Source organism: Egicoccus sp. AB-alg2, from assembly GCF_041821065.1.
GTDB lineage: Bacteria > Actinomycetota > Nitriliruptoria > Nitriliruptorales > Nitriliruptoraceae > Egicoccus.
In genome coordinates, this window is the sequence record NZ_JBGUAX010000003.1 from 206,327 (window position 1) to 220,673 (window position 14,347).

Below are 14,347 nucleotides of genomic sequence, written 5' to 3' on the forward strand. Positions count from 1 at the left end.
CCATCGCACCACCCCGCCGTCGTGGCGGGACCGGCCCCGGCCGGTCCCGCCACGCGGCATGCGCTTCCCGCGTCGCGGGGAGCCGCCGGGACCGAGAAGGAGGAGTCCTGTGGCCGCCCAGACCACGGTGCCGCCGTCGCTGACCGGGGATCCCGGCCGGCGGCGACGCGAGCGGGTGATCGCCCGCAGCCTGTTCGCTGCCGCGCTGGTGTCGATCCTCGTCAGCGTCGGGATCCTGTACTCGCTGTTCGGTGGCGCGTTCAGCTTCCTGCGTCAGGTCGACCTCGGGCTGCTGTTCACGACCGGGTGGTTCCCGCGCCGCGACCTGTTCGACGTGCGGACGCTGGTGGTCGGCTCGGTGCTGGTGTCGGTGATCGCGATGGCGATCGCCGGGCCCCTCGGCCTCGGTGCCGCCATCTACCTCGCCGAGTACGCCCAGCCGCGCGCGCGTCGTCTGCTCAAGCCCATCCTGGAGATCCTCGCGGGGGTTCCCTCGATCGTGCTGGGGTACTTCGCCCTGACCTGGATCAACCCGAACCTCGTCCAGAGCGTGGTGCCCGGCACGCCGCAGTTCAACCTCGTCTCGGCCGGGATCGGCGTCGGCATCCTCGTCACGCCGCTGATGGCGTCCATCTCCGAGGACGCGCTGCGGGCGGTGCCGATGAGCCTGCGCGAGGCCGCGGCCGGCCTCGGGGCGCGGCGAATCACCACCACGTTCCGGGTCGTGGTGCCGGCCGCGGTGTCCGGCATCGTCGCGGCCGCGATCGTCTCGGTCTCCCGGGCGATCGGCGAGACGATGGTCATCGCCCTGGCCGCCGGCGCCGCGGCCGGTGCGCTGTTCGGCCTGAACCCGCTTCGGGGCGGTCAGACGCTCACGGGCGCGATCGCGTCGCTGGCCGCCGGTACCGACCAGGTCGCCGGCGGGACCTACAGCTTCGAGTCCCTCTTCTTCGTCGGCCTGCTGCTCTTCGTCTTCACCCTGCTGCTCAACGTCGCGGGCGACCGGTTCGTCCGCCGCTTCCGCAAGGCGTACTGATGGCTGTCGTCACGAACCCCGGACGCGAAACGCCCGGCGTCTCCGCGGCTGCGACGGCGCCACGCCCGCTGGTCGGCCAGGCCTCCGGTCTCGCCCGACGGGTGAAGGTCTACGACCGGGTGGGCAAGGCGCTCCTGTCGCTCACGCTGCTGATCTCGCTGGCGGTGCTGGCGATCCTGCTCTTCGACGTGGCCACCAAGGCACTGCCGGTGCTCACGGGACGCCCGGTGGAGTTCCTCACCGGTGGGCAGTCGTCCAACGCCGAGGTGTACGGCATTCGGCAGGGCCTGCGGGGCACGTTCTGGATCGCCGCCTTCACGATCCTGCTGTCGTTCCCGATCGGCATCGCGACGGCCGTCTACCTCGAGGAGTACGCGCCGGACAACCGGTTCACCCGCTTCATCGACGTCAACATCCGCAACCTCGCGGGCGTGCCGTCGGTCGTCTACGGGTTGCTCGGCCTCGCGGTGTTCGTCCGGTTGCTCGGCCCGTCGACGGCCACCACCGACTCGCTGCTCAACATGACCGGCGGTCGCAGCGCCGTCAGCGCTGGTCTGACCATCGCGATCCTGGTGCTGCCGATCGTGATCATCACGGCGGCCGAGTCCATCCGCGCCGTCCCGAACACCCTGCGTGAGGGCGGGTACGGCATCGGCGGCACCAAGTGGCAGGTCACCAGCCGCCTCGTGCTCCCGTCGGCGATGCCCGGCATCCTCACGGGCACGATCCTCTCCCTCTCCCGGGCGATCGGTGAGACCGCCCCGCTGATCGTGGTCGGCGTGACCACCGGCTTCCTCGTCTCGCAGGGCGGCTTCCTCGAGCGCCTCTACGGTCCCTACACGGCGTTGCCCGCCCAGATCTACACGCTGGCGCGGCAACCCCAGGCCGCGTTCCGCAACGAACTGTCGGCAGCGGCCATCGTGGTCCTGCTCCTGGTGACGTTGACGGCGAACGCGGTGGCGATCGTGCTGCGCAACCGCTACGACAAGGGGCGGGCACGATGACGCCGACCGAGGGAGCGAGCGTGAGCGACCCGATCCGCCGACAGGACCTGCCACCCATCCACGAACCGCAGGCCCCGGTCCGGGTGGCGTTCCAGCAGTGGCTCGACGAGATCGACGACGAACTGATCGGGGGTGCGCTGCTGGTGGCCGAAGCGCTGCCACGCTCGGCGCGCGCCTTCCTCGGCCGGGACCTGACCGTCGTGGACGAGGTCCGTGCGATGGCCTCGGACGTCAACGACCGCTGCCGCCGGGTCGAGGAGCAGGGGTTCCTGCTCCTCGCCCGCGAGTCGCCCGTGGCCGGTGACCTGCGCCGCCTGGTGGGCATCCTCCGCCTCGTGACGGCCGTCGAACGCTCCGCCGCGCTCTTGCGCCACGTGGGCGAGGCCGTCGAACGGGTCGACGCACCGATGCTGCCGGCGGAGATCCGTACCACCATCGAGGAGCTGGCTGCCTACACGGCCGAGGTCTTCCGGCGCGGTGTGGACGCCTGGCGACAGCGCGACGGGCTCGCCGTGCACGAGGTGGACCGGCTGGACGAGTCCGTCGACCGCCTCCAGGAGCACCTGCTCGACGCCTCGCAGCGGCAGGTCGACGGGGCGGCCGAGCTGCTGGTGCTCGGACTGCTGGCGCGCTACTACGAGCGCATCGCGGACCACGGGGTGTCGTTCGCCCAGCACGCGACCTTCGCGGTCACGGGTGAGCGCGTCGACGTCGGGCGATGAGCCGGACCGGGGAGGGCAGCGACGTGGGGGCGTCAGCCCGCATCGAACGACGACAGCTCGATGGTCTGTCCCGTGACGGCGAAGACGGCCTGCTCGGCCACGTCGACGCCGTGGTCGGCGTAGCGCTCGAGCTGCCGGACGAGCTGGATCATGTGCGTCGCCCACTGCAACCGGTGCTCGTCCTCGGCGGCCAGGCGCACCAGCCGGTGGAAGATGCCGAGGTACAGCCGGTCGACGTCGTCGTCCAGGCGGGAGCAGGCCTTCGCGGCGTCGACGTCGCGGTGCACGAATGCCTGCAGGGAGCCCCGCGCGACCTCGCGGGCCCGTGCCCCCATCTCCAGCAGCTGCCCGGTCAGCGCCGCGTCCGCCGGCAGGTCGCTGACTCGCTCGACGGTGCGTGCCACACCGACCGCGTAGTCACCCATCCGCTCGACGTGCAGGCTCACGTGGATCAGCGCGGTCAGCAGCCGCAGGTCACCCGCGACCGGGCCGTGCAGGGCGACCGCGGCCAGCACGCCGTGCTGGACCTGCTCGTAGCCACGGTCGACCTCGGCGTCGGCCTCGGCCACGCGCCGGGCGGCCTGGAGGTCGCCGAGCTCGAACGCCTGCAGCGCCTCGCCCAGCATCGCATCCGCCCGCTCGGCCATGGCGACCACGCGCGTCAGCAGCTGGTCGAGCTGGTGTTGGAGATCGTTTCTCACGCGGCACCCCCTGCCGCGGCAGCGTAACCCCACCGTCAGCCCCACCCACACGCACGAGGACGGAACCGAGACATGCCGAAGCTGCTGCTCGTCGAGGACGAGAAGTCGATCGCCGAGGGCCTGGCCATCACGCTGGAGGCCGAGGGCTTCCAGGTCGCGTGGGTGAAGGACGGCCTCGACGCGATCCCCGCCTGGGAGCGGGTCCGCCCCGATCTGGTCGTGCTCGACCTGATGTTGCCCGGGATGTCGGGCACGGAGATCTGCCGGACCATCCGCGCCCGCTCGGACGTCCCGATCATCATGCTCACCGCCCGCGAGGCCGAGGTCGACCGCGTCGTCGGCCTCGAGCTGGGCGCCGACGACTACGTCACCAAGCCGTTCTCGACCCGCGAGCTGGTCGCGCGGATCAAGGCGGTCCTGCGCCGGGCGCCACTGCAGGACCTCGCCGGTGACGTGGCACCGGTCGAGGCTTCCGGTGTGCGGGTCGACCGCGTCCGTCACGAGGTCAGGGTCGATGGGGAGCTGGTCGATCTTCCGCCGAAGGAGTTCGAGCTGCTTGCCTACCTCGTCGAGCACGCGGGACGGGTACTGACCCGCGGCCAGCTCATCGACGAGATCTGGGGGAGCGACTACGTGGGTGACACCAAGACGCTCGACGTGCACATCCGGCGTCTGCGGACCCGGATCGAGAAGGAGCCCGAGACCCCCTCGCGCATCCAGACCGTACGAGGCGTCGGATACCGCTTCGCCGACTCGTGAGCGCGCGCCCGCTGCTGGCCGCACTCGGGCTCGGGCTCGCGGCCTACGCGTTCGCGCGGGTCGCGCCCGGCGGTCTCGGCCTCGCGCTGACGCTCGCCCTGGCCGTCGTGGTCGGTGTGATCGTGGACGCCGCGGAGTCCCGCAAGGTCAGCCGCCTGGCGGAGCGCGTGAACGCGTGGATGAGCGCGGCCGAGCACCGGCCGGTGCAGGTCGGCGGCAGCCACGCCTGGCGGCAGCTGGGCATCGTGCTGAACGCGCTCGGCGCCGCGTACCAGCGGCGCGGCGAGCGGATCGCCCGCGAGCGGCCCTGGCGCCGCGAGCTGGTGGACTCGCTGGTCCAGCCCTCGCTGCTGTTCTCCGGCGAGGGACGCCTGCTGGCCGCCAACGACACCGCCCGCGAGCTGCTCGGCATCCCGGTCGACGCCGGTGACATCACGGTCGTGCAGGCCGTCGGCAGCGCCGCGCTGGCCGGCGCCGTGCGCGAGGCGCGGTCGTCCCGGGTGCCGATCACGGTCGACGCCGAACACGGCGAGCACGAGCTGCGCTCCGTGGTGTCGTTGGTGGGCGACGAGACGCTGATGATCATCACCGACCGCACCCGCGAGCGCCGCGTCGAGGAACTGCGCCGCAACTTCGTCGTCAACGCCTCCCACGAGCTCAAGACCCCGGTGACCGGGATCCAGACGCTGGCCGAGGCCCTGCGCGTCACCATCGAGAAGGACCCCGACCGGGTGCCGTCGCTGGTGAAGCAGCTCGGCGACGAGGCCGAACGACTCGCCCGGCTCGTCCACGACCTGCTCGACCTGCGCCGCCTCGAGGAGCGCGGACCGCTCGAGCGCGTGCCCGTCGACCTCGCCGAACTCGTCCGTCAGGTCGTCGTCGGGCAGCTCCCGCGTGCCGAGGAGCGGCAGGTCGAGATCGGCGTCGAGGCACCCGACCGCGCCTACGTCGCCGGCGTGCCGGGCGACCTCGAGGTCATCGTCAAGAACCTGGTCGGCAACGCGGTGCAGTACAACCGGCCCGGCGGGTTCGTCGAGGTGCACCTCGGCTCGTCGGACGGCGCGTACGTGCTGAAGGTGCACGACACGGGCATCGGTATCCCGCAGCAGGACCTCTCGCGCGTCTTCGAGCGCTTCTACCGGGTCGACACGGCCCGCTCGCGCGAGACGGGCGGCACGGGCCTGGGGCTGTCCATCGTCCGGCACGCCGTGGAACGCCACGGTGGGACGGTCCGGGTGGAGAGCCTGCTGGGGGAGGGCACGACCTTCACCGTGACGCTGCCGGTCGAGCCGCGCGACTGAGGTTCGGCGATTGTGCGGGGGGTCAGCCGCGGCGGTCGTCCTTCGCGGGCTTCACGGGCTTGCCCGACCGCTCGGCCTTCGCGGGCCTCTCGGCCTTCGCAGCGCCGTTCCGCCCGCCGGCGTGCGTGGGCCTGCCGGCGTGGTCGGGCCGACCGGCGTGGTCGGGCCGACCGGCGTGGCTGGGCCGACCGGCGTGCTCGGGCCGACCGGCGTGCTCGGGCCGACCGGCGTGCTCGGGCCGACCGCGGCCGGTCGCCTCGCCCGACGCGTCGTGGTCCTCGGGCGACGGTGCCAGGTCGGCCACCGCCGCGCACAGGGCCTCGACACCGGCCGAATCCGCGAGGTCGAAGCTGCCGAGCTCACCGAGGTCGAGCACGCCGCCGTGCGCGGCCGTGCGCACGAAGGCGCCGTGGTTGGGCAGTCCCGCGACGGGCCGGCCACGCGGCGCACACCGGGCCACCTGCGACACCAGGGCGCCACGGCCCTCGCCCGCCGACTCCCTGTCGTCCTCGGCGTGCTCACCGTCCTCGCGCTCGTCGGCGTCCCCGCCGTCGTCGCCGTCCTCGCCGTCGTCGCGGTCCTCGGCGCGATCGGCATCCTCGACGTCCTCGCCTTCCGAGGTCTCGGCGCTGCCGTCCTCGTCGCGACCCTCGACCGCCTCCGCGTCCTCGTCGTGGCCTTCGACGTCACCCTCGTCGAGGGCGGCGTCGTCCGGCTCGTCCGACGGGTCGCCGGCATCGGTGTCACCGAGCACCTGGCGGATCAGCAGCCCGCCCAGCGTGGAACCGTCGGACTCGGTGGCCGAGACCGGCAGGGCCAGGGTGACGGCCAGCACGGTGGCCAGGGCGAAACTGGGTGCGGTCTTGCGCATGGACGTCCCCTCCGCGTCACGGCCCCAACACGACATCGTCGAGGTATCGGCACCGGCGATGTGCGCACTTGAGCCCGACCGTGCGTCCTGCGGTCCGCTACCGGCCACCCGGCCCGGACCTGGCGGCGCACGGCGGTCCGCATCCGGCGGCTACGGTCGCGGCCATGAGCCGCACCGACATCCCCGCCGACCTGACCCGCGACCGTGGCAAGACGCTGCGGGCCCCGGTGATCCTCGACCTGCTCGCGCGGGAACTGCCGGACGCGACCATCGCGCTGGAGTTCTCCAACCGTTGGGAGCTGCTCGTCGCGACCATGCTCTCCGCACAGTCGACCGACGTGAAGGTCAACGAGGTCACCCGGGTGCTGTTCCGCGAACTGCCCGACCCGAAGGCCGTCGCGGAGGCGCCGCTGGCGCGCATCGAGGAACTCGTCGGCGCGCTGGGCCTGTTCCGACAGAAGGCCAAGAACGTCCAGGCGACGGCCCGACTGCTGCTCGAGCACCACGACGGCGAGGTGCCCGGGACGATGGAGGAGCTCCTGGCGCTGCCCGGCGTCGCGCGCAAGACCGCCAACGTCGTGCTGTCCAACGGCTTCGGGACCCACGTCGGCGTCGTCGTGGACACCCACGTCGCCCGCCTCGCCCGCCGGCTGCGCTTCACGCGCGAGGAGGACCCGAAGAAGATCGAGCGGGACCTGATGCGGCTGTTCCCCCGCGAGCGCTGGCTCGACGTCTCCGACCTGCTGATCCACCACGGGCGACGGACCTGCCTCGCCCGGCGCCCCCGGTGCGAGGACTGTGTGATCGAGCCGCTGTGCCCCTCGTCGCAGGAGGCCGGCCTCACCGACAAGCGGTAGGTCCGGGGCCTCAGCGCCGGCTGGCCACCCGTGACCAGGTCAGGGCGGCGCCGGCGGCGACGGCGAGGATCGCCGCGACGACGGCCTGTGGCGTGTGCAGCGGCTCGTCGATCGCGACCGTCGGGGCGATGATCTCCAAACGGTCGGCGCGCAACGTGATGCCGCCGCCGTCGTCGGGATCGGCTCGCAGCAGGACGCCTTCCAGCAGCAGGATGTCGCCGCGGCGCCCGGGGCGGCCGACGCCGTCGATCTGCTCGTGCAGTCCGTCCGGCAGCCAGACGGCCAGGCCGGTGTTGAAGCCGCGGTGCTGGCGATGTGCGCCCATCGGTCCGACCGAGAGCGCGTAGTCGTCGTCGTTGACCTGGACCCAGACACCACCACGCCGCTGGATGAGCTCGCCGACGGCCTCGCCGACGAACGTGACCCGCAGGCCGTCGAACGCCTCGGGGCAGGCGTAGACGTGCTCGGAGGTGATGCGGCCACCTTCGAGCAGCCCCATCCGCGCCGTCTCCAGCGTCTCGTCGTCGGTGCCGCGGCGGCACAGGGCTGGGTCGGCCTCGAGCGCCACGAGCGGCAGGTCCTCGACGATGAACGGCTCGGTGTCGATGAGCGGCTTGGCGCGAAGCAGCAGTTCCGTCCCGCCGAGGACGGCGACCAGCAGCCCGACGGCGACCACGAGGATCCAGCGGGTCGGGCGCCGGCGGGGAGGGGTCGTGACGCCGCGGCTCATGCGGACGCCCTTCCGCGCGCCAGCGAGACGAGGTAGCCCAGCATTGCGAAGACGGCGACGAACTCCAGGCGGCCGAGCCACATCTGCACGAGGTAGACCGCCATGAGGCCCCGCGGCATCCCGGGATCGGTCACGCCGATGGACAGGCCGATGTTGGACGCGGCCGAGACGGACTCGAAGAGGGTCTGGGTGATGTCGTACTCGCCGTAGGCGAGGCCGATCATCGCGCCGACCAGGTACGTGACGACGAACAGCAGCAGGACCGAGGTGGCGGCCCGTGCGGTCTGGTCGCGCAGGATGTGCCGCCGGCCGGCGTGGTACGTGGTCACCACGACGGCGGACTCCGGGTTGAGCAGCTTGCGGACGTCGTGCAGCAGGGTCTTCGCGGCGATCCCGACGCGGAGGGCCTTGATGCCGCCCGCCGTGGAGGACGCCATGCCGCCCACGGCCATGGCGGCCACGATGGCGGCAGGCGCCAGCACGCCCCAGTCGGTGAGGTAGGTGACGTCGGTGTTGACCTGCGCGCCCGCACTGGACACGGCGGACAGGAGCGTGAAGAAGCCCTTGCGCACGAGCGGTTCCAGGCCGTCGTAGACGCCCGAGCGCACGAGGCCGAAGCAGATCACGGCGAAGAGGAACGACGAGGACAGCGCCAGCGTCTTCGTCTCGATGTGGCGCAGGACCTGCCGCCAGTCGGCGTGCCAGAGCGCGAAGTGCAGCCCGAACGACAACGAACCGGCCAGGAGCAGCACCATGACGACGCTCTCCACCGCGAACGAGTGGTAGTACGCCACGGACGCCTGCATGGGCGCGAAGCCGCCGGTGTCGAAGGCGGCGAAGAACAGCAGCAGCGCGTGGTAGATCGCCCGCCCGGGGGTGAAGCCGGCCACCAGCAACGCGACGAACAGCGCGGCCGTGCCCACCACCAGGAAGGTCGCCGCGACCCGGAAGATGAACCGCGCCGTCCGGATGAAGTTGGGCAGGATGCGCTCGTCGCGGGCCTCGGCGACGTACAGGGTGCCGATCCGTCCGCCGCCGGCGGCGAACAGCGAGAGCACGACGATGATGATCCCCTGACCGCCCGCGAAGTGCAGCAGGTGGCGATAGAAGTCCATCGAGAGCGTCGTGTGGTCCAGGTCGCTGATGACGGACAGGCCGGTGGTGGTCAGCGCCGACATGCTCTCGAAGACGGCGGACAGCCAGTCCTCGTAGTGCCCGGACAGGTGGAAGGGCACGGCCGCGAAGACCGCCCCGATCAGCCAGGCCAACGCGACGGTGACCATGCCGTGGGCCCAGGTCAGCTGCTGACGAGTGGCGAGCTTGGCCTCGGTCGCGCCACCGACGATGCCGCACAACGACGCGCCGATGACGAACGCGGTGAGGGTGTTCCACTCGCGTAGGGCGAGGGCGACGACGGCCGCCAGGGCCATGACCAGGCCCAGGCCGAGCAGCACCTTGCCGAGGTAGAACCCGATCAGGCGCAGGTCGTCGGCGCCGGGACGCAGCAGCACGGCTCAGCCCACCAGGAGCAGCGTGACGGCGGCGATCGCCGCAGCACCACCGATCGCCACGAGGAAGATCACCAGCAGCAGGCCGATGCCCTTCGCCGCGCCGCCGGATCGCCTGCGGTCGGCCGTCGGCCTCACCGTCGACCCAGCAGCGTCGAGGTGATCCGCGCCTCCAGCTCCGGGCTGGTCAGCATGACGACCTCGTCGCCCGGCAGCAGCTGTGCGCCGCCGCGCGGGATGACGGTCTCGTCCCCACGGAAGATGGCCACCAGCACGGCCTCGTGCGGCAGGTCGAGCTTCTCGATGGGCCGCGGCTTCGGGGCACCCGGACCGTCGGGGATGCGCAACTCCACGAGGCTGACCCGTCCACCCTTCAGGCTGGTGAGGTGGATGAGCTCGCCGATGGAGAACTCGTTCTCCAACAGTTCGGAGATCAGGCGCGTCGACGACACCGGCTCGATGCCCAGACGGTCGAAGATCTCCACGTTCTTCGGCGTGTTGACGCGGCTGATCGCGCGCTTGACGCCGAACTCGATCTTGGCGAGCTGGCAGGCCACGAGGTTGTCGTCGTCCTCGTGGGTCGTGGCGACGAAGACGTCGGCGCGATCGGTGTGTGCCTGCTCGAGGTAGCGCACGTCGCACGCGTCACCCTCGATCACCAGCACGTCGGTCTCCGCGACCAGCTGTTCGCAGCGGGCGCCGATGCGCTCGACCACGGTCACCTCGTGGCCCTTGTCGACCATGTCCCGGGCGATGTAGCGGCCGATCTTGCCGCCGCCGGCGATCACGACGTACACGTGCTCACTCCACTTCCGTCGTGAGGCCCCGTCCACCCCGCAGCGCCTCCACGCGCCCGCGGTCGAACGGGTCTCGCACCAGTTCCTGGATGCGCCGGTGCGCGGCCGGCTTCATCGCGGCCGTGACGACGTCGTCGCGTTCCAGTCGGTCGCGGCGGTCGGGAATGAAGACCCGGGTGCCCCGGCGGACGGCGGCGATCCGCAGTTGGCCGTCGATCTCGAACTCCTCGACGGTCGTGCCGTGCCCGCGGGTGTCGATCTCCAGTTCGACCACGGACACGTCCGTGTCGGTGAAGGCGACGTGCAGCGGATAGCTCTCGTCACGGAACTCGTTGAGGAACAGCTTCGCGATCAGCCCCGTGCCCGACACGTAGCGGACCCCGAGCTTGCGGTACACGTCTTCGCGTTCCGGGTTGAACAGCCGTGCGATCGTGCGGGGCACGTCGTAGAGGTGGGTCGCGATCTCCACCGCCATGAGGTTCGCGTTGTCGAAACGCGTCACGGCGATCAGCCCGTCGGCGCGCTGGACGCCGGCCTGTTCCAGCACGTCGCGGTCGGTGCAGTCGCCGACCACGGTCTCGCCGTTGAACGCACTGCCGAGCCGGTCGAAGGCCAACGGGTCGACGTCACAGACGACGACGTCCGTGTCGGCGTCCTCGGAGAGGCGGTCGGCGATCTCCGCTCCCAGTCGGCCGCAGCCACCGATGATGATGTGCACGGCCACCTTCTTCACTCGACGGGCCCGCGCGACGAGGGCATGCCACAGCCCGGTCCTCGGTGACCGGGCCAGGCCACAGTATGCCAACCGACGGGTCGGCGGCAGCCCGCGCCGGCGCATGGCGGCCCCGGACGTGCCCGGACCTCGTCGCTACCCTCCTGGCATGCCTCCCACCACGCTCCTGCTCGCGGCACCGCGCGGTTTCTGCGCCGGTGTCGACCGCGCCGTCCTGATCGTCGAGAAGGCCCTCGAGGCCTACGGCGCGCCCGTCTACGTCCGGCACGAGATCGTCCACAACACCCATGTGGTGGAATCGCTTCGGCGTGAGGGCGCGGTCTTCGTCGAGGACGAGACCGAGGTCCCCGAAGGCGCGGTGATCGTCTTCTCCGCGCACGGGTCGCCCCCAGAGGCGTTCGCCAACTCGAAACGGCTCGGGCACACCCTGATCGACGCGACCTGCCCACTCGTCACGAAGGTCCACAACGAGGCCCGCCGGTACGCCGACGCGGCGATGGACATCGTGCTGATCGGCCACGAGGGACACCAGGAGGTCGTCGGCACGATGGGGCAGGCGCCCCGCTCGATCCGGCTGGTGGAGACGCCCGACGACGTCGACGCGCTGGAGTACGGCGACGACGCCAACGTCGCCTACATCACCCAGACGACCCTGTCGATGGACGAGACGTCCGCGGTCGTGGACCGGTTGCGCCAGCGGTTCCCGCTGCTGCACCAGCCCAAGAAGGACGACATCTGCTACGCGACCCAGAACCGCCAGGACGCGGTCAAGGAGCTCGCGGACGCCTGCGACGTCATCCTCGTCGTCGGCTCGCAGACGTCGTCCAACAGCAAGCGGCTCGTCGAGGTGTCCCGCGACCGCGGCACGCCGGCGTACCTGATCGACTCGGTGGACGACATCGATCCCGCCTGGGTCGCCGAGGCGGACACGGTCGGCCTCACCTCGGGCGCGTCGGCCCCGGAAGTGCTCGTGGACGGCGTCATCGACTGGTTCCGGGACCGCGGCCTGCAGAAGGTGCGCACCGTCACGGTCGTCGACGAGGACGTCCACTTCGCGATGCCGTCGGTGCTCGCGCGCCGGCTGCAGGAGCGCCCCGCCTGACGCATCAGCTGCATCGGCCGTGTCAGCCGCGTCCGCCGTTGCGGCGGGCCTTGACGTAGGCCTCCCACAGCGGCTCGGCCAGCACCTCGGTCTGCCAGGGCCGCAGCTCGACCAGCGCGCACAGCTCCGCGCCGTCGTCCGGTTCGCCGGCCACCGCCCGCCACAGGGGCCGCGACGGGCACAGCACCCCGGCGTCGATCCCGAGGTCCTCGGCCACCTCGGCGCGGGCGCGCCGCAACTCGTCGTAGACGTTGCGGTCGCCGTCGGTCCAGCGCCGGCCGGCCGTCTCGCGCGGCACCGGCGGCGCGGCCATGCCACGCTCGACGGCGGCGAACAGCTCGCCGGCGTGCCGGCGCAGCAGGTTGCGGCGACGCTGGCTGCGCCGGACCAGCTGCGCCTCCGTGCGTGGCGGCTCGGTCGCGATCGAACGGAGCACGTCGTCGTGCAGCAGCCGGTTTGGTGCGATGTCGTGCTCGCGCGCCAGCCGTTCGCGCTCCTGCCAGACGGCACGCAGCACGGCGCGCTGGTGGGGCGCGAGCCGGCCGGCACCCTTCACCCGCGTCCAGTCGCGCGAGTCCTCGCCCGCCCGCTCGATCGTCGCCGCGAGTTCCTGGTCGTACCAGTGGCGGCGGCCGGTCGCCTCCAGGCGGGCCGCGAGCTCCCGCCACAGCGCCGGGAGGTGGACGACGTCGCCGGCCGCGTAGGCGGCCATCCCCTCCGACAGCGGCCGGGCCTCCCAGTCGGCGCGCTGGTAGGCCTCCTTGTCGACGCTCAGGCTGACGCCGAGCACCTCGGCGAGCAGGCTGCCCAGCCCGGTCGGCAGCCCCAGCAACGCCGCCGCGACGGCGGTGTCCGCCATGTGCCGGGGGACCACGCCCTTGGCGGCCAACGGCTCGAGGTCGTTCTCCACCGCGTGCAGGACCGTCAGGCGCCGCCGGTCGAGGAAGTCCGCCACGTCCGGCAGGGCGTGCAGGGTCACGCCGTCCAGCAGCAGGCAGTGTCCGGCCACGCCGATCTGCACCAGCGCGGCGCGCCGGAAGTAGCGGTCGGCGTCGGCCCGTTCCACGTCGACCCCGACCACCTCGGCGTCCAGGGCGTCCAGGGCGCCGACGACGTCCTCGTCGCGCTCGACGAAACGCACCGTGAACTGATCGTGGGCGGGTGTCGGCGCTGCTGCCGCGCTTCCCATGCGTCCTCCCGCGTGCCAGCCCGCAAGGCTAGCCCGTGTCCCGGGAAGGTCATCCTGTGGCACGATGCGCGGTCGCCGACGTACGGCCCGGCGCGCTGACCGCACCCGCCGGAACCCGCCGCCGCTGCTCCGCCAGGAGGCGTGACATGACCGTCCCGACCCTGCTCTGCGTCCACCCGCATCCCGACGACGAGTCGATCGCCTGCGGCGGGCTGCTGGCCAGCACGGTCGCGGCCGGGCGCCGCGCGGTCGTGGTGACCTGCACGGGCGGCGAGGAGGGCGAGAACCTCGCCGGCATCGACCTGGGCGCCGACGACCTGGTCACGCACCGCCGCCGGGAACTGGCCGACGCCCTGGCGGCACTGGGAGTCACCGAGCACGAGTACCTCGGCTACCGCGACAGCGGCATGGTCGGCAGCCCCACCAACCACCACCCCGACAGCTTCCACGGCGCCGACATCGAGGAAGCGGCCGGGCGGCTGGCGGCCGTGGTCCGGCGGGTGCGGCCACACGTGGTCGTCTCCGACGATGCCACCGGGACCTACGGGCACCCCGACCACGTCAAGGCCCACCACGTCACGGTGCGGGCGGTCGCACTGGCGGCCGACCCGCGCGCCGACGTGCCGGGCGAGCCGTGGCGGGTCGTGAAGCGCTACGTCAACGTCATCGGCCGTTCCCGCCTGGCCGCGATGCACCACGCGCTGATCGACGCCGGGCTCGCCTCGCCCTTCGGTGACGACGACGTCGCCGCCGCGGACCTGCCCTTCGGTGTCGACGACGCGTCGATCACCGCACACCTCGACATCGCCGACTGGCTGCCCCGCAAGCGGGCGGCGATGGCCGCCCACCGCAGCCAGATCGGCGAGGACAGCTTCTTCCTCAACGTGCCGCCGGCGATCGCGTCGACGGCCTTCGCGGTCGAACAGTTCGTCCTCGAGGACGGCGCGGCGGCCGGTGACCTGCCGGAGACCGACCTGTTCGCCGGTATCACGGCGGCCGAGGCGCACCCGGCCGCTGGGTAGGGTGGGTGCCCGACC

The 14,347-nt window shown here is 72.1% G+C and carries 16 protein-coding genes; 8 read left to right on the forward strand and 8 right to left on the reverse strand.

From position 1 onward, the window contains the following. Positions 1 to 109: 109 nt before the first annotated feature. From pstC to ACERM0_RS06215, 3 genes are read left to right on the forward strand one after another with little or no spacing between them, the layout of a single operon-like run. Positions 110 to 1,036 carry a phosphate ABC transporter permease subunit PstC gene (pstC, locus tag ACERM0_RS06205; protein ID WP_373677678.1) on the forward strand — a complete coding sequence of 309 codons (927 nt, stop codon included), beginning with the start codon at positions 110 to 112 and terminating at the stop codon, positions 1,034 to 1,036. After that, positions 1,036 to 2,040, forward strand: coding sequence for a phosphate ABC transporter permease PstA (gene pstA, locus ACERM0_RS06210; RefSeq protein ID WP_373677679.1), 1,005 nt, complete (start codon positions 1,036 to 1,038; stop codon positions 2,038 to 2,040). Before pstC ends, pstA begins: the two co-directional genes overlap by 1 nt. Positions 2,041 to 2,060: 20 nt before the next feature. Next, on the forward strand, positions 2,061 to 2,762 hold the full coding sequence (locus tag ACERM0_RS06215) for a phosphate uptake regulator PhoU (RefSeq protein ID WP_373677680.1): 702 nt from the start codon (positions 2,061 to 2,063) through the stop codon (positions 2,760 to 2,762). A 32-nt stretch (positions 2,763 to 2,794) separates the two neighbouring features. Here ACERM0_RS06215 and phoU read toward each other — a convergent pair whose 3' ends face one another. Beyond that, positions 2,795 to 3,463 carry a phosphate signaling complex protein PhoU gene (gene phoU, locus ACERM0_RS06220; protein ID WP_373677681.1) on the reverse strand — a complete coding sequence of 223 codons (669 nt, stop codon included), beginning with the start codon at positions 3,461 to 3,463 and terminating at the stop codon, positions 2,795 to 2,797. A gap of 72 nt (positions 3,464 to 3,535) precedes the next feature. On the opposite strand from phoU, the gene ACERM0_RS06225 reads away from it, so the two are divergent. Together ACERM0_RS06225 and ACERM0_RS06230 are read left to right on the forward strand one after the other, a co-directional pair. Next, positions 3,536 to 4,222 (forward strand): response regulator, encoded by a 687-nt coding sequence (locus ACERM0_RS06225; RefSeq protein ID WP_373677682.1) that lies wholly within the window; start codon positions 3,536 to 3,538, stop codon positions 4,220 to 4,222. Next, positions 4,219 to 5,523, forward strand: coding sequence for a sensor histidine kinase (locus ACERM0_RS06230; protein ID WP_373677683.1), 1,305 nt, complete (start codon positions 4,219 to 4,221; stop codon positions 5,521 to 5,523). The genes ACERM0_RS06225 and ACERM0_RS06230 overlap by 4 nt, the downstream gene beginning before the upstream one ends. Positions 5,524 to 5,545: 22 nt before the next feature. On the opposite strand, the gene ACERM0_RS06235 is transcribed toward ACERM0_RS06230, so the two are convergent. Then, positions 5,546 to 6,394 (reverse strand): hypothetical protein, encoded by an 849-nt coding sequence (locus ACERM0_RS06235; protein WP_373677684.1) that lies wholly within the window; start codon positions 6,392 to 6,394, stop codon positions 5,546 to 5,548. A gap of 164 nt (positions 6,395 to 6,558) precedes the next feature. Between ACERM0_RS06235 and nth the strand changes: the two genes are divergently transcribed. After that, positions 6,559 to 7,251: an endonuclease III gene (gene nth / locus ACERM0_RS06240; protein WP_373677685.1), complete on the forward strand. Its 693-nt coding sequence runs from the start codon at positions 6,559 to 6,561 to the stop codon at positions 7,249 to 7,251. Between the two features lie 10 nt (positions 7,252 to 7,261). Here nth and ACERM0_RS06245 read toward each other — a convergent pair whose 3' ends face one another. Genes ACERM0_RS06245 through ACERM0_RS06265 form a run of 5 tightly spaced genes read right to left on the reverse strand, consistent with a single transcriptional unit; the run spans position 7,262 to position 11,010 of the window. Beyond that, the gene (locus ACERM0_RS06245; protein WP_373677686.1) at positions 7,262 to 7,981 is read right to left on the reverse strand and encodes a hypothetical protein; all 720 of its coding nucleotides are present in this window, start codon (positions 7,979 to 7,981) and stop codon (positions 7,262 to 7,264) included. After that, on the reverse strand, positions 7,978 to 9,492 hold the full coding sequence (locus ACERM0_RS06250; protein WP_373677687.1) for a TrkH family potassium uptake protein: 1,515 nt from the start codon (positions 9,490 to 9,492) through the stop codon (positions 7,978 to 7,980). The genes ACERM0_RS06245 and ACERM0_RS06250 overlap by 4 nt, the downstream gene beginning before the upstream one ends. A 3-nt stretch (positions 9,493 to 9,495) precedes the next feature. Next, entirely contained in the window at positions 9,496 to 9,627 is a 132-nt protein-coding gene (locus ACERM0_RS06255) for a hypothetical protein (protein ID WP_373677688.1), read from the reverse strand. Further along, entirely contained in the window at positions 9,624 to 10,286 is a 663-nt protein-coding gene (locus ACERM0_RS06260; RefSeq protein WP_373677689.1) for a TrkA family potassium uptake protein, read from the reverse strand. Before ACERM0_RS06260 ends, ACERM0_RS06255 begins: the two co-directional genes overlap by 4 nt. Before the next feature lie 4 nt (positions 10,287 to 10,290). Then, positions 10,291 to 11,010: a TrkA family potassium uptake protein gene (locus ACERM0_RS06265; RefSeq protein ID WP_373677690.1), complete on the reverse strand. Its 720-nt coding sequence runs from the start codon at positions 11,008 to 11,010 to the stop codon at positions 10,291 to 10,293. Between the two features lie 157 nt (positions 11,011 to 11,167). Here ACERM0_RS06265 and ACERM0_RS06270 point away from each other — a divergent pair, with 157 nt between their 5' ends. Beyond that, the gene (locus ACERM0_RS06270) at positions 11,168 to 12,121 is read left to right on the forward strand and encodes a 4-hydroxy-3-methylbut-2-enyl diphosphate reductase (protein ID WP_373677691.1); all 954 of its coding nucleotides are present in this window, start codon (positions 11,168 to 11,170) and stop codon (positions 12,119 to 12,121) included. 22 nt (positions 12,122 to 12,143) lie between these two features. Here the strand turns inward: ACERM0_RS06270 and ACERM0_RS06275 are convergent, their stop codons facing one another. After that, entirely contained in the window at positions 12,144 to 13,310 is a 1,167-nt protein-coding gene (locus tag ACERM0_RS06275; protein ID WP_373677692.1) for a ribonuclease D, read from the reverse strand. Between the two features lie 146 nt (positions 13,311 to 13,456). Here ACERM0_RS06275 and mshB point away from each other — a divergent pair, with 146 nt between their 5' ends. Further along, complete coding sequence (gene mshB / locus ACERM0_RS06280; RefSeq protein WP_373677693.1) at positions 13,457 to 14,332, forward strand: N-acetyl-1-D-myo-inositol-2-amino-2-deoxy-alpha-D-glucopyranoside deacetylase; 876 nt, start codon at positions 13,457 to 13,459, stop codon at positions 14,330 to 14,332. The last annotated feature ends 15 nt before the right edge of the window (positions 14,333 to 14,347 follow it).

Excerpts from the sequence above, each read along its gene's own strand:
- mshB (WP_373677693.1), top strand. The coding sequence starts at position 13,457 with ATGACCGTCCCGACCCTGCTCTGCGTCCACCCGCATCCCGACGACGAG.
- pstA (WP_373677679.1), top strand. The coding sequence starts at position 1,036 with ATGGCTGTCGTCACGAACCCCGGACGCGAAACGCCCGGCGTCTCCGCG.
- nth (WP_373677685.1), top strand. The coding sequence starts at position 6,559 with ATGAGCCGCACCGACATCCCCGCCGACCTGACCCGCGACCGTGGCAAG.
- ACERM0_RS06235 (WP_373677684.1), bottom strand. The coding sequence starts at position 6,394 with ATGCGCAAGACCGCACCCAGTTTCGCCCTGGCCACCGTGCTGGCCGTC.
- ACERM0_RS06245 (WP_373677686.1), bottom strand. The coding sequence starts at position 7,981 with ATGAGCCGCGGCGTCACGACCCCTCCCCGCCGGCGCCCGACCCGCTGG.
- ACERM0_RS06275 (WP_373677692.1), bottom strand. The coding sequence starts at position 13,310 with ATGGGAAGCGCGGCAGCAGCGCCGACACCCGCCCACGATCAGTTCACG.
- ACERM0_RS06270 (WP_373677691.1), top strand. The coding sequence starts at position 11,168 with ATGCCTCCCACCACGCTCCTGCTCGCGGCACCGCGCGGTTTCTGCGCC.
- ACERM0_RS06225 (WP_373677682.1), top strand. The coding sequence starts at position 3,536 with ATGCCGAAGCTGCTGCTCGTCGAGGACGAGAAGTCGATCGCCGAGGGC.